This window comes from Oryzibacillus soli, from assembly GCF_051594765.1.
Taxonomy (GTDB): Bacteria; Bacillota; Bacilli; order Paenibacillales; family NBRC-103111; genus Paenibacillus_AR.
On sequence record NZ_JBPPGJ010000048.1, the window covers coordinates 1 to 2,852 of the forward strand.

The window sequence follows — 2,852 nt, forward strand, 5'->3', positions numbered from 1 at the left end:
GGTTTTACTTTTTCAGTTCTGCCGGCACTTCCGGGCGATGGCAGAAGACAACGCAATCGGCATCTGCCATCTTCTCAGCGCGTTTGGCCAGCAATTTGTCGATCCACTTCAACATCGTGGTCACCTCCCCTGATCTATAGCTTGTACCTGTCGACCACCCTCTGCATGAAGGGGATCGTAGTTACTGCTTGTACCAAGAAGACTTTGGGCAGTAGTGCGGCTATATGAAAGAATCCAAGTAGTACGAAGATACAAGCGATTATTTTAAATCGACGATGGTATTGCTGTGGAGCAAGACTTCCGCTCGGAGCGAACATCATTACCAATACGAAAGCAATCGAATTCACGATAAGTTCATTATACCAATGATATAATGGCATGTATATCGAAATGAATACCATAACAGCAGAAAATAGTGTACATCTTGTATCTGTGGAAAGATGAAGTCCACCACTATACCGACGAAGGATTGAGAAGGCGATGGGGGCTATCAAGGCGTCCACCAGGTGACCCGTGAACCCTCCTATTATGATAACAATCAAATAGAATATGAGATAATGGAGAGCGTCCTTCAAGGCATACTCCAGTACGGCCACTGAAGTACGCTGTACGCGTTTATTGATACCGACGGCCATAGAATGAGCAAGTGAGCTGACGATCTTCATAGTCCTTTCCCCTTGTACTTATCGGGAAATCGATCCCGGAGGACTTTCTTGTTTTCAGCGTAGGTATACCAGATGCCAAAAATCATGAAAATGGTAAGGATGATGACGTGGTAGCTTTTCAGCGAGTCCTGGATCCCTAGCTGCACGGAGAACAAACCGAAGATCAATGCGGCCGCCCATATGTAGTTATTTTTCCGGAGTGCATACTTCCCGTGGAAGCGGCTGACAATGAAGCTCGTTCCCCAATTTCTCCATCGAAATATTCCCGCGATCAGAACGCAAACAACAAAGGCTGTAACGTTTGACGTTAAGAATAACCATTCTGAAGACAGTAGATCATCGAGGGTAATATCCAATCCACGCATGTACATGTAGGTGATAAATTCATCGATGAACGCAATGACAGCGTATCCGCTCAAACTCACCAATATACTATAGGCAATTGGGTATCGCCTAAGCAGCATCAGAGCAATGACGAAAACGGCAAGAGTTGCGGGAAGGAAGAGTTTCGAGTAGAGCTGATACCTTACCAGATAATTCGTACTCCCCAGGAGTACAGCCAGAATAGCAATCTGCTTATGATTCTGGACTATCCATATTTTGAATATGGCGTACGTCATCATCACGACTGAAGCATGGATCAATATGGCACAAATAAAACGAACAATTTCGGTCATATCTGATCATCCTCTCTTCTTGTCTTCTTCCGCTTCTCATGGATTATCGCATAATCATGGATCGTGCTTTGAAGCCAGTACGGCTTCCCGTCGATCATCGTATCTGGCGCAGGAAAATCCTTCGCCTTCATAGTATTTGGCATGTTCTGGCGGGTTACATTCAGCGCTTTGGCCGCCCCTGTAATACCGTACAAAGGCGGAATCTCTGGCTTTTTCTTCATGTTGGTAAGCCGCCTCCTTCTGTAATTTGCCTACTCATATTTTAATACAATGTATTAGAAGGTGTCTAGACATATTTAATACATTGTATTAAAATAATATAATACATTGTATTAATTCATTATGGAGGGTACATCCATTGGCACATCTCATTGTTTGGTCGTATTGCCTGGGCATACCGGTGATAAGCAATGCAATGCTGAAACGAATGAAAGCCCACCCCAGCGATAAAGGGAAGGTACGGGCATACTCGGTCAACTATGTGATCAATGCCTTGATCCTGGCATTTGCCTTTTTCAACGGAGTCCAGTTCGAATATTCTTCCGGAAAGGTGTCTCCCTGGCTATGGATCCCGGCAGCCGGCTTGCTCATTCACTTTGTTGGAGACATAGCTCTCGACGTATACGGAGTGTTGCGCCGGCCTGAATTCCGTCGTCAGGTTGCCGAAGTGTATCGTGAGAGGTCCTATATTCAGCCCACAACCCGGCGGCAGATTAGCATGTTCTACGGTGTGGCCATCATCGTCGGGATCGTCGAGGAGCTTTTCTACCGATCCTACCTCCCGACTTACCTGCAGGAGCTGGGCCTGCCGTATTGGACTGCTGTTATCACCATGATGCTCCTGTTCGGGTTGGGCCACTTCCCGCAAGGTTGGGGTGCTGTGGTCAGATCCGGAGTGAACGGCCTGATGTACTTGTTGCTTTTCGCGCTCACCGGCAGCCTTCTGCTGCCGATCATCCTGCACATCTTCTATGACGCCCGGATTGCGTGGACCAGTTCGATCATCCTGAAACAGAAAGAAGCCCCGCTCACCTGAGCAGGGCTTTTCTCATATCACAAAGTCCACGAACTCCGGCGACCGGAGCATGCCGTTGCTGGTCCAATTCCGTATCCGCACCTTCGCCTTCAGACGCGGCTCCACATATACGAAGTTCCGGTCCTCTCCGGTCCTGATCCCCTGCGCCACCCCGTAGAATGCCTTCCGGTGAGCAGCCGGAACGGCCAGCTCGATGATCCCTGCCGGGCGTCCTTGGTATTGTGCAAGCCAGCCGAACTGGTCCTTGCGGTAGCCGGCCAGCTCCACGACCGCGTAGGTATAATTGATCACCTTCAGCCAATGCTCCGAGCGGCGGCCGACGTAGAGGGAGTCCTTACGTTTGGCGACAATTCCCTCCATCCGCTTCTCCTGTATCGCCCGGAACAACTCCTTGCCGGCGCCTTCCACGTAAAGAGACTGGCTGAAGTGGCTGTTCTGCTCCAAGACGTCCGCGAGGATCTGCTTGCGCTCCAT

The 2,852-nt window shown here is 49.1% G+C and carries 5 protein-coding genes and 1 pseudogene; 1 reads left to right on the forward strand and 5 read right to left on the reverse strand.

The window, feature by feature from the left end; genetic code table 11:
• Window positions 1–4: 4 nt before the first annotated feature.
• Genes ACSEXW_RS27900 through ACSEXW_RS27915 form a run of 4 tightly spaced genes read right to left on the reverse strand, consistent with a single transcriptional unit; the run spans window position 5 to window position 1,563 of the window.
• Window positions 5–115, reverse strand: a complete 111-nt coding sequence (locus tag ACSEXW_RS27900) for a cyclic lactone autoinducer peptide (protein ID WP_438449461.1) — start codon at window positions 113–115, stop codon at window positions 5–7.
• A gap of 19 nt (window positions 116–134) precedes the next feature.
• The gene (locus tag ACSEXW_RS27905; protein ID WP_438449462.1) at window positions 135–665 is read right to left on the reverse strand and encodes an accessory gene regulator B family protein; all 531 of its coding nucleotides are present in this window, start codon (window positions 663–665) and stop codon (window positions 135–137) included.
• A complete protein-coding gene (locus ACSEXW_RS27910) occupies window positions 662–1,342 on the reverse strand; it encodes a hypothetical protein (protein WP_438449463.1) in 681 nt (226 codons plus the stop codon). Before ACSEXW_RS27910 ends, ACSEXW_RS27905 begins: the two co-directional genes overlap by 4 nt.
• Window positions 1,339–1,563: a hypothetical protein gene (locus tag ACSEXW_RS27915; RefSeq protein WP_438449464.1), complete on the reverse strand. Its 225-nt coding sequence runs from the start codon at window positions 1,561–1,563 to the stop codon at window positions 1,339–1,341. Before ACSEXW_RS27915 ends, ACSEXW_RS27910 begins: the two co-directional genes overlap by 4 nt.
• A gap of 137 nt (window positions 1,564–1,700) precedes the next feature.
• Here ACSEXW_RS27915 and ACSEXW_RS27920 point away from each other — a divergent pair, with 137 nt between their 5' ends.
• Window positions 1,701–2,378 (forward strand): CPBP family intramembrane glutamic endopeptidase, encoded by a 678-nt coding sequence (locus ACSEXW_RS27920; RefSeq protein WP_438449465.1) that lies wholly within the window; start codon window positions 1,701–1,703, stop codon window positions 2,376–2,378.
• A gap of 12 nt (window positions 2,379–2,390) precedes the next feature.
• Here the strand turns inward: ACSEXW_RS27920 and ACSEXW_RS27925 are convergent.
• Window positions 2,391–2,852 (reverse strand): annotated as a pseudogene (locus ACSEXW_RS27925) (ATP-dependent DNA ligase); the annotation flags it as partial.

Bases quoted from the DNA above. Each gene is read 5' to 3' on its own strand.
- ACSEXW_RS27905 (WP_438449462.1), bottom strand. From the start codon at position 665: ATGAAGATCGTCAGCTCACTTGCTCATTCTATGGCCGTCGGTATCAAT.
- ACSEXW_RS27900 (WP_438449461.1), bottom strand. From the start codon at position 115: ATGTTGAAGTGGATCGACAAATTGCTGGCCAAACGCGCTGAGAAGATG.
- ACSEXW_RS27915 (WP_438449464.1), bottom strand. From the start codon at position 1,563: ATGAAGAAAAAGCCAGAGATTCCGCCTTTGTACGGTATTACAGGGGCG.
- ACSEXW_RS27910 (WP_438449463.1), bottom strand. From the start codon at position 1,342: ATGACCGAAATTGTTCGTTTTATTTGTGCCATATTGATCCATGCTTCA.